The organism is Caballeronia sp. GAWG2-1, assembly GCF_023631405.1.
Lineage (GTDB): Bacteria > Pseudomonadota > Gammaproteobacteria > Burkholderiales > Burkholderiaceae > Caballeronia.
The window spans coordinates 90748-108831 of the sequence record NZ_JALQDD010000032.1; the positions used below are offsets into that span (position 1 = coordinate 90748).

The window sequence follows — 18084 nt, forward strand, 5'->3', positions numbered from 1 at the left end:
TGAGGAGAATCCGATGCTCCAACCTACTGGTGTTGCCGACCGATCGAACGCGCTGTTGCACAACGACCTTACGCGCGGCGTATCGCCCATTCCCCAAAGCGAAAGAGGACTGTTGACTGTCACGGCCGCACCGTACTTCAGCGTGTCCGATGTCGCGATGGCCCTCGAAGGGCCCGCGTATGACCGCGCAGGTAATCTGCTGTTCGTCGATATTTACGGCGGCAGAGTGCTGCGGCTGTCGCGCGATAACGAACTCAGCACCGTTTATACCGATCTGACGCTTCGTCCCGCAGGTATTGCGATTCATCGGGACGGGACGATTTTCGTGGCGGGTGTGGGCGATTTCGAAGCCGGCAGGGTCGTCGCATTCGACCCAGATGGCAGCAACGCGCGAGACATCGTGCCTGCGAGTGCCGGCTTCGTACCGGACGACCTCACGTTCGACAGTCACGGCGGCTTCTACTTTACGGACTTCCGGGGCTCGCCTGGTCAACCGAGCGGCGGTGTCTATTATGTTGCGTCGGATATGAAAACCATCACGCCCGTGCTGCAAAACATGGCGGCCAGTAATGGCGTGACGCTGAGTCCGAACGGCTCGGTATTGTGGTCGACCGAATTCGGCGCCGGGCGTCTGCATCGTGTCGAACTGAAGAGCCCGACGACATACTCGCATTTCGGCTGGACGGTGCCTTATCACTTTTCAGGGCGGGCGCCGGATTCAATGCGCACGGACGCTGACGGCAACGTCTACGTCGCGATGTACACACAAGGGCGCATCATGGCATTCAGTCCGAACGGCGTGCCGATTGGACAGATACTGATGCCCGGGCGCGACGACAATCATTTTCTGAAGACGACCAGCCTTGCGTTCATTCCGGGTTCGACGGAGGTGAGGATCGTGGCGCAGGACGAGGTGGGCAAGGGACGTGCAATGATTTTTCGGGCGCAAGCTTTCGCGCGAGGCGCGACGCTCTTCTCGCATCAATGACGCTGTCGTTCGGAACAGCCGGCTCCACGCCGGCTGCTCCATGAACTTGAATCCAGTACCGGCAGCCGGTAGACGCGTGCTGCGGTCCGGCCGAAGACGTCGGCCCGCTCCGCCGACGACAGTTCGCGGGTCGCGATCTTATAGGCATTCCAGAGCGAGAAGTACGAACACGACTGCCGGTCGACTGGAAAATTGCTTTCGAACATACAGCGGCCCGCGCCGAATGCCTCAATGCAGTCGCGAATGAACGGCCCCCATGCTTCGGCGAGTTCTGAGGAATTCGCAGGCCTTGCCCGTGCTTCGAATCGGAATCCCAACACCGGCATGCCGAGACCGCCGATCTTCAGGCTGATATTCGGACGCAGCGCAAGCTCGCGCAGCGCGCCGCGCCAATGCTTCACGACCTGCTCGCGCTGGCTCGCATAGTTCTCGACGCCGATCGGAATCCCCATATGGTCGAGCACGATCGGAATGTCGGGAAACGCATCCGCGAGACTGGCAACATCGGACAGTTGCGTATGGAAGACCGTGGCGTCGAATGAGAGCCCGTATTCCTGCAGCCTTGCGTAGTTTGCGCGGAATCGCCGATCGCCCAGCAGGCTGGGCATCGGCGTGCTGGTGATGAACTTGCCGACATTGCCGCCTTCCCACGTTGCCTGTTGTCGTACGCCGCGCAAGCGGCCCTGCGCCGCGTGCAAATGGGCATCGATAACCGGAACGATGCTGTGCTCCGAACTCAGGTCCACGTGAGACACGATGCCAATCGCAATACGATGTGCGTTGCTGGTCGGCGACTCCGGGTTAGGTGCGGCAGGTTCAGCAAGTCCGCAGGATGCGTGGGAAGTCAGGCGCACGATGCGCTCTATCTCGCCGGTCGAGCGCAGCTCGGGCGGCCCATCCGTATGCCATCCCGCGTGATATGCCTCGACGTAGACCGTGCCGGCGATACGGTGGCCGGCGTCGAGGTCGGCGTTCAGTTGCGCGAGCAGGTAGTGGTGCGTATCGGCCACGTCGCCGTAGAGATGGTGATGCGTGTCGACGATAGCGAGATCGGGGTCGAGCGCCGCCTCGGCGTCGGCTCCGGCATGCCACCCGGCGAGCTCGCGGCTCGTCCGGATCCGGTTGCCAGTGAATGTCATGGGATCGGCTTCCTGCTCAGTCGCGCGATATTTTGCCGACGGCGAGTGCGCCATCCGGCGCTTCGGCTTGCGGCGCGATCTTGCGGTCGCCGAAAGTGCTTCGCGGAGCGAGCAGCGCGATCAAACCGGACAGCACCATCAACGCGCCGAGAACATACGTGCCGCTCTTCATCGTGCCGGTTACTTCAAAAGCAATGCTGGACACGAACGAGCCGAGAATGCCGGACAGACTACCCACCGAGGACACGATCGCGATGCCTGCGGCCGCTGCGGTGCCGGAAAGAAAGCCTGCGGGCAGACTCCAGATGACCGTCATCACCGCCATCAGACCCGACACCGCAATGGTCATGAAGAACAGCGAGATCACCAGGTTCGGGAACCACACCGCGCTCAGAATCAGACCGATCCCGCCGATCAGCACGGGTAGCGCCACATGCAGACGCCGCTCGCCGGTCTTGCGCGAATGGTGTGCGTGATAGCACATGTAGACGGCGGCAATTGCGTAAGGGATCGCGGTCAGCATGCCGACATCGAAGCTGCTTTTTACACCGGCCGACTGGATGATGGTGGGCAGCCAGAACGCGAGTCCATAAAAACCCGTTGCGTACGTGAGATAGATGCCACAAAGCAGCCAGATACGGATGTCGGTCAATGCGGCCGAGAATTGATGTTTTGTCTCGGCCTGCCGTTGCGTGAGATTGTGTTCGACCAGCGCTTTTTCCGACTCGGAAAGCCACCGCGCGTTGTGGGGGCGGTCCTGCATGCAGAAGAACACGACGAAGCCCATCATTACTGCAGGCAACCCTTCGACGACGAACATCCACTGCCAGCCGCGCAGGTTCAGTGCACCGTTCATCGCCTCCAGAATCCAGCCGGACAACGGTGCGCCGATCATGGTGCCGATAGGCAGCGCCAGAAAGAACGCGGCCAGAACCTGGCTTTGACGCCGCGAAGGAAACCAGTAACTCAAATAGAGCACAACTCCCGGTGCAAAGCCCGCTTCGCATGCGCCAAGCAGGAAGCGCAAAAGATAGAACATCGTGGAGGGCGCAATGCCGACGGCATGAGCAAGCGGCTCGACAAACGCGATGGCCGTCGAGACGATACCCCAGCTGATCATGATTCGCGCAATCCAGATGCGCGCGCCGATCCTGTCGAGCAGGATATTGCTGGGCAATTCAAAAATAATATAGCCCCAGAAAAACACACTGGCGCCGAACGCATAGATCGAATTGTTGAATTGCAGATCGCCCAGCATCCGCAGTTTGGCCACGCCGATATTGATGCGGTCGAGGTAGGCGACGATATAGCAGACGAACAGGAGCGGTATCAATCGCCAGAGAATTTTCCGGTAGATGCGGTCCTCTTCGTGCGACGCTAACGTGCCGTTCGACGATACGTTCACGTTGCCTGTTTCACGAGTCTCCATCGCTATCTCCTCTGTCCGACGACAAACCACGGTCTCGTTTTTGTGAACGTCCCGTCTGCAGCAACTACTGCAAACTATCTAGATGATTTGCATCATGCTAGGTGGGCAGGAAAACGAAGTCAAGCCGCGCTTGCGTGGGGTTTACGTGCGGGGAGTGTGTTGGAAAGTGACGCGGGGTCAGGACCAGGTGCCCTGACGCCGCGCAGCTCGAAGCCGGTCGCGATCGCTATGGTCAAGCCACGGCGGGGAGGCCGCCGAGCAGTTTGTCGAGCGTGACGGGGTAATCGCGCACGCGCACGCCAGTGGCGTTATGAATGGCATTCGCGACGGCCGCCGCGACGCCACATAGTCCCAGTTCGCCAACGCCTTTTGCCTTCATCGGCGAGGAAATCGGATCGGTCTCATCGAGGAAGATGACATCCTGATGCGGAATATCGGCGTGAACCGGGACCTCATAACTCGCGAGGTCGTGATTGGCGAAGTAGCCGCCACGGCGGTCGACGGCGAGTTCCTCCATCAACGCGGCACCGACACCCATGGTCATTGCGCCGATCACCTGACTGCGCGCCGACTTCGGATTGAGGATACGGCCCGCCGCGCAGACGGCCAGCATGCGCCGTACGCGAATTTCTCCGGTGGCGCTATCGACGGCGACTTCGACGAAGTGCGCCCCAAAGGTCGATTGCTGGTACTTCTTGTCGAGGTCGCCGTATTCGATGGCGTCCTCGGCCGTCAGGTCGCCCGCGGCCGCCGCTTCGGCGAGCGGCACCGCGCGCCCCCCCGCCCGCACGACACCGTCCGTGAACTCGGCGTCGTCGGCGCTCATGCCAAGCCGGTTCGCCACCATCCCGCGCAGCTTCACGCAGGCGGCGTACAGGCCCGAGGTCGAGTTGTTCGCCCCCCACTGTCCGCCCGAACCCGACGAGGTCGGGAACGTCGAATCGCCGAGCAGCACCGTCACGTCTTCGATACGCACGCCCATCATTTCGGCGGCAGTCTGCGCGAGGATCGTATAGGTGCCCGTGCCAATGTCGGTCATATCGGTTTCGACCGTCAACCGGCCCTCGCGATCCAACCGGATGCGTGCGCCCGATCGGGTCAACTGGTTGTTGCGGAAAGCCGCCGCCATGCCCTGGCCGATCAGCCAGCGTCCTTCGCGACGTGAGCCGGGCTGCAGATTGCGCTGTGCCCAGCCGAAGCGCTCGGCGCCGAGTTGCATGCACCTGATCAGCTGACGCTGCGAAAACGGCCGGGATGGCTTTTCGGGGTCGACCTGGGTGTCGTTGAGAATGCGGAACTGCACCGGGTCGAGCCCGAGCTGGCCGGCCATCTCGTCCATCGCGATTTCGAGCGCCATAAGTCCGGGCGCTTCGCCTGGCGCGCGCATGGCATTGCCTTCGGGCAGATCGAGCAGCGCGAGGTGGGTAGCGGTCATCCGGTTCGCGCCGGCATAGAGCAGGCGCGTCTGGTTGACCGCCGTTTCAGGACCGCCGCCCATCAGATTGCCGGACCAGCTTTCGTGACCGATCGCGGTGATGCGGCCGGACCTGTCGGCGCCGATCCGGATGCGCTGGATGGTCGCCGGACGATGCGTCGTGTTGTTGAACATCAGCGGACGCGTCAACGCGACCTTTACCGGCCGGCCAGCTGCTTTTGCGCCGAGCGCCGCGAGGACGGCATCGGCGCGAACGAACAGCTTGCCGCCGAAGCCACCGCCGATATACGGCGACATCAGCCGCAGGTTTTCGGGTTTGACGCCGAGCGTGGTGGCCACGTCGCCATGTCCCCAGTGGATCATCTGGTTCGAGGTCCAGATTTTCACCGAGTCGCCTTGCCACCATGCGATGGACGCATGCGGCTCCATCATGGCGTGAGCCTGGTCGGGCGTGCTGTACGTCGCGTCGAGCTTGACCGGCGCGCTGTCGAAGGCGCTCGCGAAGTCGCCCACCGCGGTCTGCGAGGGACCGCCGAATGAGCTGGGCCGCGCGAGTCCCGCGCCGTCTTTCGCTTTCGCGAGATCGTACACGCCGGGTGCCGACGCGTACTCGACCCGCACCAGTGAAGCCGCCGCACGCGCCTGTTCGAACGTGTCGGCAACGACGATGGCCACGGCCTGGTGGTAATGCTGGATCTCGGGACCGCCCAGCAGTTTCGCGCTATTGAAGTTGCCCTTGCCGAGCTTGCCTGCATTTGCCGCGGTGACGATGTTCAGTACGCCGGGCGAGGCTCTGGCCGCGGCGAGATCCATCGACACGATGCGGCCTTTCGGGATCGCGGCGCCGACCACGAAGCCATAGGCGGGCGTCGCCGGGAAACCCTCGTGATGCTCGTATGCATACGTCGCGGTGCCGGTCGTTTTGAGTGGACCGTCGATGCGGTCGGTGGGACGTCCCACCACTTTGAGCTGGTCGATCGGATTGGTCGTGGCAGGTGTATCGAACTTCATCGTTATGCCCTCGCTTCTGACAGGACCGCGCCGAGCGTTCGCTCGGCGAGCGCTACCTTGTAGGCGTTATCGGGAGTCGGGCGCGCTTCGGCGAAAGCGCTCGCGGCGAGCGCGTGGGCACCTTCGGCACCCTTCGCGCCTTTCGTCAGCGCAGCCTCGGCCGCTTCCACGCGCCACGGTCGCGGCGCAACGCCGCCGAACGCGACGCGGCCCGTTCCATCCGGCTGCACGACGGCCGCAACCGAGACGAGCGCGAAGGCATACGACGCCCGATCCCGCACCTTGTGATACATATGCACGCCCCCGATTGGCGGCGGCAATGTCACCGACGTCACGATCTCGCCGGGTTCGAGGTTCGTTTCGATGTGAGGCGTGTTGCCCGGCAAGCGATAGAAGTCGGCAATCGGAATGCGCCGCCGCTGCCCGCCCGCCTGGGCCGTTTCGACCGTGGCATCGAGCACGCGCATCGCGACGGCCATATCGCTCGGATGCGTGGCGATGCACGAAGTACTCGTGCCGACCACCCCCAGTGAGCGCGTCACGCCGTCGATCGCACTGCACCCGGAACCCGGCTGACGTTTGTTGCACGCCTGGTTGGTGTCGTAGAAATAAGGGCAACGGGTGCGTTGCAGCAGATTGCCAGCGGTCGTTGCCTTGTTGCGCAACTGGCCCGACGCACCGGCCAGCAGTGCGCGCGAGAGCACGCCGTAATCCTGGCGGACACGCGGGTTGGCCGCGAGATCCGTGTTGCGTACCAGCGCGCCGACGCGCAGGCCGCCTTCGGGCGTCAATTCGATGCGCTCGAGTCCGAGGCCGTTGACATCGACGAGATGGTGGGGCGTCTCGATCTGCAATTTCATCAGGTCGAGCAGGTTGGTGCCCCCCGCGATGAACTTCGCGCCTGGTTGCCGCATCACAGCGGCCGCTGCTTCGTGGAGAGTCGTAGGTCGCTCGTAGGTGAAGGGCTTCATGCGGCACCTCCAGCGACTTCGGTGATGGCCTCGACGATGTTGGAATACGCCCCGCAGCGGCAGATGTTGCCGCTCATCCGTTCGCGCAGTTCGTCGACGGACAGAAGCGGTCTGGCGACCAGATCGGCACTCACGTGGCTCGGTACGCCGCGCTGCACTTCATCGAGCATACCGACCGCCGAGCAGATCTGGCCCGGCGTGCAGTAGCCGCATTGATAGCCGTCGTGTTTGACGAAGGCGGCCTGCAAGGGATGCATCTGCCCGGGATTGCCAAGCCCTTCGATCGTCGTCACCTTGTCGGCCTGATGCATGACCGCGAGCGTCAGGCAGGAATTGATGCGCCTGCCTTCTACCAGTACGGTGCAGGCGCCGCATTGACCGTGGTCGCAGCCTTTCTTGGTCCCGGTGAGATGCAGGTGCTCGCGCAGAGCGTCCAGCAACGTGGTGCGCGTGTCGAGTTCCAGCGTGTGCTTCTGTCCGTTAACGTTAAGCGTGACGCGCGCCGTCGACTGACCGGCTTCGGAAATCGGCGCGGTCGAGCTATCGCCTGCGAGGGCCAGTTCCGGACGGGCGCCGATCGCGGTGGCCGCCGCGGCGCTCGTAATCAAGAAGTTACGCCGCGAAAATGTGGGGGAATGGTCATCCATGCATGGGCTCCTTTGCATCAGTCGGTGCGGTTCGCACGGCTTGGAAATACCGTGCGATCGAGTCAGGCTATCAGGTGTCCGCGTCCCCGCAATGGGCAATGCGGCCTGCGCGGACGTAGAGGCGCAAGCTGCCACCATAGATCGGATCGACGCGTCGCGACAATGGTGTCTGCCTGCATGGCCTGATGAGAAAAATTCATCGATCTCCCGCTGCGTGGTCCGGTGAATGGTGAATCTGGCTCATAAGGATATGCTGCGGCGCACGGCTTATCCTTCGGCACCCGGTCGCCTAGACTGTGAGATTGTTCGAACTGGACGGGAAGAGGGCGCTATGAAACAAACGAATGTGACCGTCGTCATCGGCGCAGGCTCAATCGGGCAGGCGATCGCGCGGCGCGTCAGTGCGGGAAAACGCATTCTGCTGGCGGATTTGCGGCAGGCAAATAACGATGCGGCGGCTCAAACGCTCAGCGAGGCCGGCTTCGACGTCGAGACCGAGATCGTCGATATTTCATCGAGAGAGTCGATCGAAGCACTGGCCGCCACCGCGCGCCGCATGGGCGCGGTGACCGGCGTCATTCACGCGGCAGGCGTGTCGCCTTCGCAGGCTTCGCCCGACGTCATTCTCAAAGTCGATCTGTACGGGACGGCGGTCGTGCTCGACGTGTTCGGCAAGATTATTGAACCCGGCGGTTCCTGTATCGTCATCTCCTCGCAGTCCGGGCATCGTCTGGGCGCGTTGACGGCGCAGCAGGACGAAGCGCTTGCCCTTACACCCACAGAAGAACTGCTTACGCTGCCGATGCTTCAGCCGGATCAGGTCACCGATTCGCTGCATGCCTATCAACTGTCGAAGCGCGGCAACTCACTGCGCGTGAAGGCCGAAGCGGTGAGATGGGGCAAACGCGGTGCGCGGGTGAATACGATCAGCCCCGGCATCATCATCACGCCACTTGCGAAAGACGAATTGTCTGGTCCTCGCGGCGCGGATTATCGACGCATGCTCGAGTTGAGCCCCTGTGGCCGGGCGGGAACGCCCGACGAAGTCGGCACGATCGGCGCGCTGCTGATGGGCCCCGATGGCGCGTTCATCACAGGAAGCGACTTTCTCATGGACGGCGGCACGACCGCCTCCTATTTCTACGGCGATCTGGCGCCGAAGTAAGCGTCTCGAGCCCGCCTCCGCATCCAGTGGGGACCGGGTACTCACGCGACAATCATGTCATCAGGGGAGTCGACACGATGAAAGGAACGATGCTTTATGGACCCGGCGATGTCCGTTTCGAGGACGTGACGGAACCGTCGATTATCCAGCCGACCGACGCCATCATTCGCCTCTCGGCGACCTGTGTTTGCGGCTCCGACCTGTGGCCGTATCGCGGCCTGAACGAAGCGGGACCGCCCAAGGCGATGGGTCATGAGTACTGCGGCGTAGTGGTAGCGGTAGGCGACGCTGTGAAGACGATCAAGCCGGGGCAGTTCGTGGTCGGCTCGTTCGTTCTGTCCGATAACAGTTGCCCGCATTGCCGGTTCGGCTTTCAGTCCTCCTGCGAACAGCGTGAGTTCATGACAGGGGCACAGGCTCCGCTCGCGCGCGTGCCGCTCGCCGACGGCACGCTGGTGGCGACTGACGAACTGCCGCCGGACGATCTCATTCCGGATTTGCTGGCTGTATCGGACGTGCTGGGCACAGGCTGGTTCGCAGCCGATGCGGCGCGCGTTCAGTCGGGTTCGACGGTGGTCGTCGTTGGCGACGGGGCCGTTGGACTAATGGGGGTCCTCGCCGCGAAGCAGATGGGCGCGGGCCGCATCATTGCCATGAGCCGGCACAAGACGCGTCAGGATCTGGCGCTCGAGTTTGGCGCAACCGATATCATCACCGAGCGCGGCGACGACGGCGTGGCGCAGGTGAAAAAAATGACGGGCGGCATAGGCGCCGACTCGGTGCTCGAATGCGTGGGCATGAAGGAATCCATGTTCCAGGCGCTCAACTGCACGCGTCCAGGCGGTTCGATGGGATTCGTCGGTGTGCCGCACGGCGTTGAGTTCGATGGTCAGCAACTGTTTTTCGCGCAGAAGAACATGCTCGGCGGCCCGGCCCCGGTCCGGCGCTTTCTGCCGCACCTGATGGACCTGGTGCTGCAGCGCAAGATAAATCCGGGCAAAGTGTTCGATCTCCATCTGCCACTCGCCGATGTCGCGCAAGGCTACAAGGCGATGGACGAACGGCGCGCGATCAAGACGCTGCTGCTAGTCTGATCGACAGGTTGGCGCGCGTCCCGTCCGTGCCGCAGGGGCAGCGCGCTGGAGCACGGTAGTCAGACGCGTTCTACGGCCGTTTCGCCGCGTCGTCGTGATGGCGCCATCCAGTAGATTGCGCTCCCCGCGACGATGGCGGGCACGGCCAGCAGGCCAAAGATCGCACTAAGGTTCCAGCCGGTGCTCAACAGGACTGCGCCGACGGCGGCGCCGCTTACGCCGCCCAGTCTGCCGATGCCGTGCATCCACGACACGCCGGTCGCGCGGCATTGCGTCGAGTAATGAGCAATTGCTAGCGCGGACATGGCGGTGGGCGCGCTGATCAGCAGGGCCCCGCACATAAACAGCACCACGCCGATGGCACCTGGGTAGCCGGAGACCGATCCTGCGAGCGCAACCAGCAACGCGGTGAGTCCGAACGTCACCGCTATTACACGTGCTCCGTCGATCCGGTCCATCAGCCACCCGACACACAATGTCCCGGCGATACCGCCGAGCGGAAACATCGACGTCATCCACGAAGCGTCCCGCGTCGAAAAGCCGCTATCTTTCATGAGCGTCGGCAGCCAGTTCATCAACAGGTAATAAATCATGAGGCCCATAAAATAGGCGAGCCAGAGCATGAGGGTGCCGCGTCGATGATTAGCGGCAAACAGCAATTTGAACGAGCCGCGCGGTCTCTGCGTACCGCTGTCTCTTGCCGAGATGACGAAGGTGGCGCCATTTGGATTCACACTGGGTGAGACGCGCCGCAGAATCTTCACAATCGTTGCGTCGCGATCGTGGCGCAGGGCGAGAAACTCGATCGACTCGGGAAGCACCAGCGCGAGCAACACCGCCAGCGCCATCGGCGCGACCCCGCCGATGACGAGTATGACCTTCCAGCCGAATTGCGGAATCAGCCATGCCGAAATGAATCCCCCAACGACGAGACCGGCCGAATAACCGCAGTTCATCATGCAGACGAAAATAGACCGGAGGCGCGCGGGGGCGTACTCGGAAGTCAGCGTGAGGGCGTTCGGCATCGCGGCACCCAGCCCTATGCCTGTCAGCAAGCGCAGTACGACCAATGTGCCGACCGTCTCCGCGTGAGCCGCGAGCAGGCTGAATATTCCGAAGCTGCCCACTGAGGCGACCAGTACGGCTTTTCGGCCGATTCTGTCGCCGATGGGGCCGGCGACTAGCGCGCCGAATCCTAACCCTATCAGCGACGCGCTCATCACTGGACCTAATGCGGCCCGCGATATGCCCCAGTGCGCCACCAGCGACGGACTGATGTAGCCAATCGCACCCGCATCGAACCCATCGGCGGCAAGCACGAGAAAACAGAGAAACAGAATGATCTTCTGGAGGGGAGACACGTTGCCCGAGTCGATCAGGTCGACGACGTCGATCGTTCGTGCAGCCAAAGCCTCAGCGAAGTGATCAGGGCTGGTCGCGTCGCAGTTGCTCGCGCGCTGTCCGGGCTGGCTCATTACGTCTCCGTTCTTCTGGTCTTGATTTTGTCATGGCGGTGTTCTGATCTCGACCGCAGAAGCAAAAATCATCTAAATGATATGGCTTCAGCTTATTCGTGGATTGGACGGAGTGTCAACCGTGGACTTGTCCTGATGGGGTTAACACCTGAGAGAAAGCGCGGCAGGTTGCAAGTCGAGTTGTCAGATTGGGGTTCGCCCGACGGTCAAGTGGCGGATCTCGTGAACGGGCAGCAATCGATCGCGGATCATGGGCGTCGTGACCTGCTCTGTCGTGACGACACTGACGATAGCAGCGTGCGCTTCGGGGCCGATTTGCCAGACGTGCAGATCGGTGATGCGCACATCGTCGTCCTTGCCGAGAAGATCGCGGATTTCTTCGGCAATGTGCTCGTCGGTTTTGTCGAGCAGGATGGCCGCCGTATCTCGCACGAGAGACCAGGCCTAACGCGCGATCACCAATGACCCCACGATTCCCATCAGCGGATCGAGCCAGACCCATCCCAGATATCGACCGGCCAGCAGGGCGACGATGGCCAGAACCGAAGTGAGCGCATCGGCGAGCACATGCACGTAAGCCGAGCGCAGGTTGTTGTCTTTCCCATGCGCGTGAGTATGTCCATGGTCGTGATGCGAGCCATGCCCGTGTCCGGCGTGCCCGCCGGACAGCAGGAAAGCGCTCAACGTTCACCGCCCGAGCCGCCACTGCAATGATGGCGGCGACACCAAACGCGACCGTGGCCGGATGAAGCAGCCTGAACGCCGACTCTACGCCAAGCGCCAGCGAGATAACCGCGAGGATTAGCGCGGAAGCAAATCCGGCAAGTTCGCCCACTTTGCCGGTTCCGAAGCTGAAAAGCCGGTCGTTCGCATGCCGTTTTGCGTAAGCGTAAGCGTAAGCCGCGGCGGCAATGCCGAGCGCCCCTGCGTGCGTAGCCAAGTGGAAACCGTCGGCAAGCAACGCCATCGAGCCTGTCAAATAACCGGCGACGATCTCGCCCACCATCATGATGAAGGTCAATGCCACCACCGATTTCGTGCGTCGGGCGTTTTCGTCGTGCGAGCTGCCGAGGAACGAATGGCTGTGGTCGTCCGATGCCGGATGCGGATGCGGATGAGAGGTGGCCGCGCGAATTCGGACAGCGGGATAGGTGGAACGCCTGGGGCTTGAGCCAGCGATAATGCAGGCAAAGGAACCAAGGACATGACGAAGAGAACCCGACGCACGCACTCAGCGGCGTTCAAAGCGAAAGTGGCGCTGGCGGCAGTCAAAGGCGAGCGCACGCTGGCCGAGCTAGCGCAGCAGTTTGATGTACACCCGAACCAGATCACGGAATGGAAACGGCAGCTGCAGGAGCATGCGGCCGACGTTTTTGGAACGGCGGGCGTGGTATCGAACGAGCCGCCGGTAGACGTGAAGACCCTACACGCCAAGATCAGCCAGCTTTCTCTCGAAAATGATTCTTTAAGCGGCGCGCTCAACAAGGCGGATTGCTGAGCACAAAGCGATGATTGACCGTGGCCATCAGTTACCGGTGTCGCAGCAAGCGAAGCGTCGGCATTGCAAGATCGAGTGCGTACTATCGGCCGCGGCAGGTCAGCGCGGCTGACCAGAACTTGATGCGCCGGATCGACGAACTGCACCCGGAGTTTCCGTTCGCCGGAGCGCGAATGCTGGTCCGTCTGTTGCGCCGGGACGGCTATGGGGTGGGTCGCCGTCGCGTGCGCACGCTCATGAAGCGTATGGGTGTGAAAGCGCTTTACTGCAAGCCCAACACGAGCCGACGTAACCCGCAGCACAAGATTTGGCCATACCTGTTGCGCGGCATGAAAATCGAGCGCGCCAATCAGGTATTCGCTCGACACAACGTACATTCCCACGGCGCGCGGCTTCGTCTATCTGACGGCGGTAGTGGATTGGGCGAGTCGCAAGGTTCTCGCACACCGGGTTGCAATTACGCTGGAAGCGATACATGCCGTGGAGGCGCTCGAAGAAGCATTCGCCCGCTACGGGCTGCCAGACATCGTGAACACCGATCAGGGTTAGCCAGTTCACGGCGGCCGCGTTCACCAATGCCGTACTTGAACGCGGCGTGCGGCTGTCGATGGACGGCAAAGGCGCCTGGCGCGATAACGTGTTCGTCGAGCGCGTATGGCGCAGCATCAAGTATTAGGAGGTCTACCTAAGGGCCTACGAGTCGGTCAGCGATGCCAGGCGCTCCATCGGCGACTACATCGAGCTATATAACCGGAAACGACCCCATTCGAGCTTGGCGGATCAAACGCCGGATGAGGCATACTTCGCGACGCTGCCAGCGATCTAATCGGCAGCATGATTGACTCGGACGCTCCACTTAAAAATCTCAGAAAACTGTCCGAACGAGCGAAGCCACCTTTGTTTCTCAACCTGATCGAGGCTTGAGTCGACCTTCTCCTTCCGGCGTACTTGTGAGCGACGCTCATGAAGGCGTAAAGACAGCAATGCATTGTTGGCGCTGGACTTGTCTCCTAAAATCACCCGATGCATGGGCCGCAGCGCCGCTTCGCCACAATGTCGTGTGGCGGGCCGCAATGAAACCGTTGAGGGAACGAATCCAGATGACTGAATCTGTAAAAGCAATCGTCGCCGAAGAAGCTGGCAAGTCGCTGCAGCAAAAGCTGATCGAACGCCGTGCACTGCAACCGGATGACGTGAAAATCGACATCCTTTACTGCGGTATCTGCCACTCAGACCTGCATCTCATCAACGACGATTTTGGCGGTTCGAAGTATCCGATGGTGCCGGGGCATGAAATTGTCGGTAGCGTGACCGAGCTGGGCAGTGCGGTCACGTCGTTCAAGGTCGGCGACCTGGCCGCCGTCGGCTGCATCGTCGATTCATGCGGAGAATGCGCGAGCTGCAAGATCGACTTGCAGCAGTTCTGCGAAGTCGGCACCACACTATCGTTCAATTCCCCCGACAAGTACCTCGGCGGCATGACCTACGGTGGCTACTCAAAGACCTATGTCTGCAAAGACAAATACATGCTGCACATGCCGTCCAATCTCGACCTGGCCGCTGCGGCGCCGCTGTTATGCGCGGGCATTACGGTGTACTCGCCGCTCAAGCACTGGAAAGCGGGTCCAGGCAAGGTGGTCGGTGTCTTGGGCATCGGTGGCCTGGGACACATGGCGATTCGCATCGCGAAAGCGATGGGCGCACACGTCGTCGTCCTGACCACGTCGCAAAGCAAGATCGACGACGCAAAGCGACTCAGTGCCGACGAGGCAGTGCTGAGCACGGATGCCTCGCAGATGAAGAAGTATGCGTCGAAGATCGACCTGATTATCGACACCGTGTCGGCCAGACACGACGTGAACATGTATCTGGACCTGCTCGCCATCGATGGCAGCATGGTACTCGTCGGACTGCCGGACAGCGCGCTCGAAGTGCAGCCGTTCAAGGTGGTCAAGGGCCGACGCAGCTTCGCCGGTTCGAATATCGGCGGTATCGGGGAAACCCAGGAGATGCTCGAGTTCTGTTCGAAACACGGCATCGTGGCCGATATCGAGCTGATCCCGGCAGAGAGGATCAATGAAGCGCTGACTCGCCTTGCGAAGCACGACGTCAAGTACCGCTTCGTCATCGACATGGCGACGTTGAACTAGGCTTGCCGCAACGTCGACGCCGGCAATTCAGAACTGGCGGTGCGAGCGGGATGAAATCGTCGGCTCGCACCCCGACTGTCTGCGCGCGGCGCCCTTAGCGCGGCAACTTTTGTGTCGATGCCCATTCGCGGATGGCTTCGACGAACAGGCGCAGTGCCGTGGGCGGATGGCGATTGGCCGGGTAATAGAGACATAACCCGGCAAACGATGGGCTCCATTTCGGCAGCAGGTCGACCAGTCTGCCTGACGCGAGGTGTTCCGCAATGCTGTGTTCGGGTACCCATGCGATGCCGATGCCGGCGAGCGCGGCTTCGACCATCATGTTGATGTTGCCCAAAGTCAGCGGGCCCTGGACATCGATCGAAGTCTCTCCACTGCCTTTGCGGAGATCCCAGCGATAGATCCTGCCGCTTTCAAACCGGAATCTAATGCAGCGGTGTTTCAGCAGATCGGCGGGCTTCAAAGGTTTTGAGTACCTTTTGATGTACTCGGGCGAGGCCACTGCCGCGAAGCGGACGTCCTCGCCAAACCGTACGGCAATCATGTCGCGAGGCACATCTTCGTGGACCCTTATGCCTGCATCGAAACCATCGGAGACGATGTCGACCATCCGGCTGTCGATGACGAACTCGACGTGGATGTCAGGGTACTTGATCAGAAACGCCGGCAGTACATGTCGCAGCAGAATGGCCGTGCCTGATTCGGCGGCGCTCACGCGGATTGACCCAGAGGGCCGCGCGCGCAGGGAAGAGGTTTCTTCAAGCGCTTCGTCCAGGCCGGTCAGCGCCGCACGTACCCTGACCAGCAAATGCTCGCCCGCTTCGGTGAGCGATACCGAACGGGTAGTGCGGTTCAGCAGGCGGACACCCAGTCGGCCTTCCAGACCCTTCATCGAGTGACTAAGCGCAGAAGGTGAAACATCGAGCGATCGGGCGGCGGCGCTAAAGCTGCCACTATCAGCGACGGCAACGAAGGCATTGAGTTCTGAAAATCCAGCACGAACCATTTTTGAATTACTCTCAGTAACGCATGAAGCTGAACGCGAATTGTTGAGGTGGATTCGAAATCTTATAATGATTTTTATCGTCACGCAGCGTTCGTCCAGGTAATCAGAGGCGGAGAACAGAATGAGAGAGAGTACTTCCGGTGAAAACTCGTCGACCTCCTTGCGTATCGCCGTCGTCGGCGCAGGCTGGATGGGCGGCTCCGTGGGCAAGGCATGGGTACGCGCGGGTCATGAAGTGATGTTCTCGAGCCGGCATCCGGAGCGGCTCGGCAAAAATTTTGGCCATCTGGGAAAGAACGCGAAGGTTGGGAGCGTCGGGGATGCTCTGTTATTTGCCGATATCGTATTGCTGACTTTGCCTTACGCCTCCCTCCCCGCACTTGCCGGCGAATTCGGGTCCCTCTTTGCCGGAAAACTGGTGCTGGACGCCGCCAATCCATCGTCGGATCTCACCTCGCAGTTTGCAGCGGACGCTTTCGCACGCGGCGTGGGAGTGACCACGCAGCAGTTATTCCCGGGCGCCGTCGTGGTGCGTGCTTTCAGCTGCGTGGATGCAATGGAAGTCGACTCTTCTTCGCATCGGGCGAGTCAGCGACTCGCGGTTCCCGTCGCGGGCGACGACTCCACGGCCGTTGCCCGGGCCGAGCACCTGGTGAGGGACGCGGGATGCGAACCCCTGGTGGTGGGCGGACTCGCGGCCGCAAGTCGCTTCGAACGGGGGACACAGGCATTTCGTGCGAACACCACGCTTGCTCGCCTGAAATCGCTGCTGAAGATCGCATGACCTGATGCGGCAGTGATAGTTGAGAGCATGGCGTCTCCTGTGCCTACCCGAGAAGGATCAGACGATGTTGAACGAGTTGCCTCATGCAGCGATGCTCGAACGTTATCGGGTCGCCGTCACACGCTTCGACTATTTATGGTATCGCTGCATCTCGAACGGAACGGCTGAAATGACCGCGTTGCTGGCGGAGATCGAAGAACTGGAGTTCCGGATGGCTCGCTGCGACCGCGCTCGCTGCTGCGCAACGAAGAACCTGGCGCGAGCCGTGAAGCAGTGGGTGACATGACTCCAATCCCCGGTCCGCGTCACTGCCAGTCTGTAACCCGCAGCTTCGAACACGTTGACTGCTTACCACAGGAGATACACCTATGACACGACGTACCTGGTTCATCACTGGCATCAGCAGCGGCTTTGGGCGTGAAATCACCCACCAGTTGCTGGAACGCGGAGACCGCGTGCTGGGCACTGTTCGCAAGGCCGAGGATGCCCAGGCTTTCATGAAAGAGTTTCCCGACACGTTCGCGTCCGCGATTCTCGACGTCACAGATGCGTCAGCGGTTCGTCGGGTCGTCGATACCGCATTCGCTGAACTGGGCACCATAGACGTGATTGTCAGCAACGCGGGGTTCGGTCTGTTTGGTGCGGCAGAAGAGTTGTCCGACAGTCAGGTCGAAGACATCGTCGCCACGAACCTGATGGGTTCGATTCATCTGATCCGAAGCGCGTTGCCGCATCTGCGCAAGCAGAAGAGTGGCCGCGTGATCCAGATCTCGTCGTACGGCGGACAGGTGGCGTTCCCGGGTAACTCGATGTATCACGCGACGAAGTGGGGCATTGAAGGATTCGTCGAATCGGTCGCACAGGAAGTCGTGCCGTTCGGTATCGGCATGACCATTGTCGAGCCGGGCGGTGCGCGCACGGAGTTCCGTTATGGCAGCGCGCGCGTCGCAACGCTCACGTCTGCTTACTCGGGCACGCCGGCACATGCTTTCCAGAAAATGCTCGACCCCAAAAACGGTCTGGCGGCGGGCGACCCGAAACGCATGGCGGCTCGCATCATCGAATCGGTAGACGTCGAGCCAGCGCCAATGCGTCTAGTGTTGGGCTCCCAGGCATTGGATTCGACGATACAGGTGCTGCGCAAACGCATCGACGGGTTCGAAGCGCAAAGGGAGATCGCTGCTTCGACGGACTTCCCGCCCGGCGAATAACACTGGCGCACGGCGGCTGTCGGATCAATCGCCACGACAGTTGTCGGCACGCCGATTCATCAATGACAGGCTGCCCGGCCT

At 61.4% G+C, this 18084-nt stretch carries 14 protein-coding genes and 2 pseudogenes; 8 read left to right on the top strand and 8 right to left on the bottom strand.

The window, feature by feature from the left end; translation table 11 throughout:
- The first annotated feature begins 13 nt into the window (after positions 1-13).
- Positions 14-988 (top strand): SMP-30/gluconolactonase/LRE family protein, encoded by a 975-nt coding sequence (locus NCR98_RS22720; RefSeq protein WP_250527382.1) that lies wholly within the window; start codon positions 14-16, stop codon positions 986-988.
- Here the strand turns inward: NCR98_RS22720 and NCR98_RS22725 are convergent.
- From NCR98_RS22725 to paoA, 5 genes are all read right to left on the bottom strand, one after another.
- Positions 982-2181: an amidohydrolase family protein gene (locus NCR98_RS22725; RefSeq protein WP_250527383.1), complete on the bottom strand. Its 1200-nt coding sequence runs from the start codon at positions 2179-2181 to the stop codon at positions 982-984. The two genes, NCR98_RS22720 and NCR98_RS22725, sit on opposite strands and share 7 nt — an antisense overlap.
- Complete coding sequence (locus tag NCR98_RS22730; protein ID WP_250527384.1) at positions 2144-3556, bottom strand: MFS transporter; 1413 nt, start codon at positions 3554-3556, stop codon at positions 2144-2146. Before NCR98_RS22730 ends, NCR98_RS22725 begins: the two co-directional genes overlap by 38 nt.
- A 232-nt stretch (positions 3557-3788) precedes the next feature.
- Positions 3789-6002 (bottom strand): aldehyde oxidoreductase molybdenum-binding subunit PaoC, encoded by a 2214-nt coding sequence (gene paoC / locus NCR98_RS22735; RefSeq protein WP_250527385.1) that lies wholly within the window; start codon positions 6000-6002, stop codon positions 3789-3791.
- A gap of 2 nt (positions 6003-6004) precedes the next feature.
- Positions 6005-6973: an FAD binding domain-containing protein gene (locus NCR98_RS22740; RefSeq protein ID WP_250527386.1), complete on the bottom strand. Its 969-nt coding sequence runs from the start codon at positions 6971-6973 to the stop codon at positions 6005-6007.
- Positions 6970-7620, bottom strand: coding sequence for an aldehyde dehydrogenase iron-sulfur subunit PaoA (gene paoA, locus NCR98_RS22745; RefSeq protein WP_250527387.1), 651 nt, complete (start codon positions 7618-7620; stop codon positions 6970-6972). The genes NCR98_RS22740 and paoA overlap by 4 nt, the downstream gene beginning before the upstream one ends.
- 331 nt (positions 7621-7951) lie before the next feature.
- On the opposite strand from paoA, the gene NCR98_RS22750 reads away from it, so the two are divergent.
- A complete protein-coding gene (locus NCR98_RS22750; RefSeq protein ID WP_250527388.1) occupies positions 7952-8785 on the top strand; it encodes an SDR family oxidoreductase in 834 nt (277 codons plus the stop codon).
- A gap of 77 nt (positions 8786-8862) precedes the next feature.
- Complete coding sequence (locus NCR98_RS22755) at positions 8863-9879, top strand: zinc-dependent alcohol dehydrogenase family protein (protein ID WP_250527389.1); 1017 nt, start codon at positions 8863-8865, stop codon at positions 9877-9879.
- Positions 9880-9938: 59 nt separating this feature from the next.
- On the opposite strand, the gene NCR98_RS22760 is transcribed toward NCR98_RS22755, so the two are convergent.
- A complete protein-coding gene (locus NCR98_RS22760; protein WP_250527390.1) occupies positions 9939-11354 on the bottom strand; it encodes an MFS transporter in 1416 nt (471 codons plus the stop codon).
- Between the two features lie 183 nt (positions 11355-11537).
- Positions 11538-12489, bottom strand: a pseudogene (dmeF, locus tag NCR98_RS22765) (CDF family Co(II)/Ni(II) efflux transporter DmeF).
- A gap of 69 nt (positions 12490-12558) precedes the next feature.
- On the opposite strand from dmeF, the pseudogene NCR98_RS22770 reads away from it, so the two are divergent.
- Both NCR98_RS22770 and NCR98_RS22775 read left to right on the top strand, forming a co-directional pair.
- Positions 12559-13678 (top strand): annotated as a pseudogene (locus tag NCR98_RS22770) (IS3 family transposase).
- Positions 13679-13952: 274 nt separating this feature from the next.
- Complete coding sequence (locus NCR98_RS22775) at positions 13953-15002, top strand: NAD(P)-dependent alcohol dehydrogenase (RefSeq protein ID WP_250527391.1); 1050 nt, start codon at positions 13953-13955, stop codon at positions 15000-15002.
- Between the two features lie 94 nt (positions 15003-15096).
- Here the strand turns inward: NCR98_RS22775 and NCR98_RS22780 are convergent, their stop codons facing one another.
- Positions 15097-16008 (bottom strand): LysR family transcriptional regulator, encoded by a 912-nt coding sequence (locus NCR98_RS22780; RefSeq protein ID WP_250527392.1) that lies wholly within the window; start codon positions 16006-16008, stop codon positions 15097-15099.
- Between the two features lie 121 nt (positions 16009-16129).
- On the opposite strand from NCR98_RS22780, the gene NCR98_RS22785 reads away from it, so the two are divergent.
- The 3 genes from NCR98_RS22785 (at position 16130) to NCR98_RS22795 (ending at position 18003) form a co-directional block, all read left to right on the top strand.
- Complete coding sequence (locus tag NCR98_RS22785; protein WP_250527393.1) at positions 16130-16792, top strand: NADPH-dependent F420 reductase; 663 nt, start codon at positions 16130-16132, stop codon at positions 16790-16792.
- 64 nt (positions 16793-16856) lie between these two features.
- Positions 16857-17078: a hypothetical protein gene (locus NCR98_RS22790; protein WP_250527394.1), complete on the top strand. Its 222-nt coding sequence runs from the start codon at positions 16857-16859 to the stop codon at positions 17076-17078.
- An 82-nt stretch (positions 17079-17160) separates the two neighbouring features.
- The gene (locus NCR98_RS22795) at positions 17161-18003 is read left to right on the top strand and encodes an SDR family oxidoreductase (RefSeq protein WP_250527395.1); all 843 of its coding nucleotides are present in this window, start codon (positions 17161-17163) and stop codon (positions 18001-18003) included.
- The last annotated feature ends 81 nt before the right edge of the window (positions 18004-18084 follow it).

Coding starts and splice junctions, on each gene's coding strand:
- NCR98_RS22730 (WP_250527384.1), bottom strand. CDS start 3,556: ATGGAGACTCGTGAAACAGGCAACGTGAACGTATCGTCGAACGGCACG.
- NCR98_RS22790 (WP_250527394.1), top strand. CDS start 16,857: ATGTTGAACGAGTTGCCTCATGCAGCGATGCTCGAACGTTATCGGGTC.
- NCR98_RS22720 (WP_250527382.1), top strand. CDS start 14: ATGCTCCAACCTACTGGTGTTGCCGACCGATCGAACGCGCTGTTGCAC.
- paoA (WP_250527387.1), bottom strand. CDS start 7,620: ATGGATGACCATTCCCCCACATTTTCGCGGCGTAACTTCTTGATTACG.
- paoC (WP_250527385.1), bottom strand. CDS start 6,002: ATGAAGTTCGATACACCTGCCACGACCAATCCGATCGACCAGCTCAAA.
- NCR98_RS22785 (WP_250527393.1), top strand. CDS start 16,130: ATGAGAGAGAGTACTTCCGGTGAAAACTCGTCGACCTCCTTGCGTATC.
- NCR98_RS22760 (WP_250527390.1), bottom strand. CDS start 11,354: ATGAGCCAGCCCGGACAGCGCGCGAGCAACTGCGACGCGACCAGCCCT.
- NCR98_RS22780 (WP_250527392.1), bottom strand. CDS start 16,008: ATGGTTCGTGCTGGATTTTCAGAACTCAATGCCTTCGTTGCCGTCGCT.
- NCR98_RS22740 (WP_250527386.1), bottom strand. CDS start 6,973: ATGAAGCCCTTCACCTACGAGCGACCTACGACTCTCCACGAAGCAGCG.
- NCR98_RS22750 (WP_250527388.1), top strand. CDS start 7,952: ATGAAACAAACGAATGTGACCGTCGTCATCGGCGCAGGCTCAATCGGG.
- NCR98_RS22755 (WP_250527389.1), top strand. CDS start 8,863: ATGAAAGGAACGATGCTTTATGGACCCGGCGATGTCCGTTTCGAGGAC.
- NCR98_RS22795 (WP_250527395.1), top strand. CDS start 17,161: ATGACACGACGTACCTGGTTCATCACTGGCATCAGCAGCGGCTTTGGG.
- NCR98_RS22725 (WP_250527383.1), bottom strand. CDS start 2,181: ATGGCGCACTCGCCGTCGGCAAAATATCGCGCGACTGAGCAGGAAGCC.
- NCR98_RS22775 (WP_250527391.1), top strand. CDS start 13,953: ATGACTGAATCTGTAAAAGCAATCGTCGCCGAAGAAGCTGGCAAGTCG.